The sequence below is a fragment of the Methylophaga sp. UBA5088 genome (genome assembly GCF_002414625.1).
Classification (GTDB): Bacteria; Pseudomonadota; Gammaproteobacteria; order Nitrosococcales; family Methylophagaceae; genus Methylophaga; species Methylophaga marina.
On record NZ_DIAC01000109.1, the window covers coordinates 3,260 to 4,899 of the forward strand.

Genomic DNA, 1,640 nt, shown 5'->3' on the forward strand with positions numbered 1-1,640 from the left:
AGATTGAAATATCTCTGACGCATACTAAAAGGTCGGCACTAAATATGATGAGGCGTTTTGCGTGCAACAACTGAAGCAAACAGAGCATATATTTCACTTAATTTATGATTTGCTTAATCGCCAGGAGTTAGTGGAAACCCTGACAATACGTCAGGAGAATAAGGATAAGCAGGCATTAGTCGAGCTGTTAACCGTCAAGCAGTATCAAGGTGAAATTCAGCAGCTGTTAAACCGCTTACATCCATATGACATAGCAAATCTGCTTGAGCAATTACCGCCGGTACAGCGCTCGTTTATTTGGCAACTGCTGCAAAGTGAGCATATGGGGGCGGTGCTGCTGGAGCTTTCTGATAGTTTACGACAAACCTTATTAGCAGAATTACAACCAACCGATTTGATTCGGGCGGCATCGCATCTCGATACTGATGAAATTGCGGATCTGATGCAAGAGTTACCAGATGAGATCGGTGATAGCGTCTTATCCTCATTACCACAGCAGCAGCGTGAAAATGTACAGTCCACCTTACTCTTTCCTGAAGAAAGCGTTGGTGCCTGGATGGAATATGATTTTGCTGTGGTACTTGAGCATCAAACCTTAGATCAAGTGTTACGTGAGTTACGTCAGAAAGGGAAGTTACCGGATGAGTCCGGTTTTATCATGGTGATCAATTCGGCGGGTTTATTTCAGGGACTGCTGCTCGTCTCTGATTTATTAATCAAACGAGGTGATTTACGGGTAGCCGATTGCATGTTGAAGCAAGCCCATATCTTTCATACCACCGATTCTGCCGATGAAGCGGCACGTGATTTTGAGCGTTATGAATTATTGGTAGCACCGGTGGTGAATGCACATCAGAAACTGGTTGGGGTATTACGTGTCAGCTCGCTAATGGATCTACTGGAAGAACAGTCGCAGCGCCAGTTTCTCGCTCAGGCAGGCTTATCGAAAGAAGAAAACTTGTTTGACCCAATGATGAAGTCAGCTAAAAATCGCTGGCCGTGGATTGCACTGAATCTGGTGATTGTATTGATTGCTTCTCGCGTGATTGATCAGTTCCAGACCACGATTAGCAGTATGGTGGCACTAGCTGCCTTATTACCCATCACCGCTAATATAGGCGGCAACACGGGGAATCAGGTGGTGGCGCTGGTGATTCGTGGGCTGGCATTAAAACAACTCGACGCCAATAATCTTCGACGGCTTTATATAAAAGAGTTTTCCGTGGCTGCGGTGAATGGGCTGATATGGGGAAGTTTAACGGGATTGCTAACGCTATTTTTGTATCAGAATCTGGGCTTGGCCTTTGTAATGATGCTAGCCATGTCTGGCACGATGGTGTTAGCGGCCTTAATCGGCGTAAGTATTCCGTTGATTCTAAAGAAGCTGAAACAGGATCCGGTATTGGGCAGTAGTATTATCACTACAGGAATGACCGATACACTGGGCTTTCTGATTTTCTTGAGCCTCGCTTCTTTACTCCTGCCAAACTGACGGATAATCAATTTATCATTACTCAGGAAAATCCTGAGTGATCAAAAGAAAAATACGCTATTGTCATTTGCCACGTACTCGTAACATAGGAACCGTACTAACAAACACAAAGCGAGGTGATTATCATGTGGACTAAACCAGAATATTC

The 1,640-nt window shown here is 44.6% G+C and carries 1 protein-coding gene; it reads left to right on the plus strand.

Annotated elements, in window-relative coordinates; all coding sequences use genetic code 11:
• Positions 1-61 precede the first annotated feature (61 nt).
• Positions 62-1,492 (plus strand): magnesium transporter, encoded by a 1,431-nt coding sequence (gene mgtE / locus B4K20_RS13850; RefSeq protein WP_289283335.1) that lies wholly within the window; start codon positions 62-64, stop codon positions 1,490-1,492.
• Positions 1,493-1,640 lie beyond the last annotated feature (148 nt).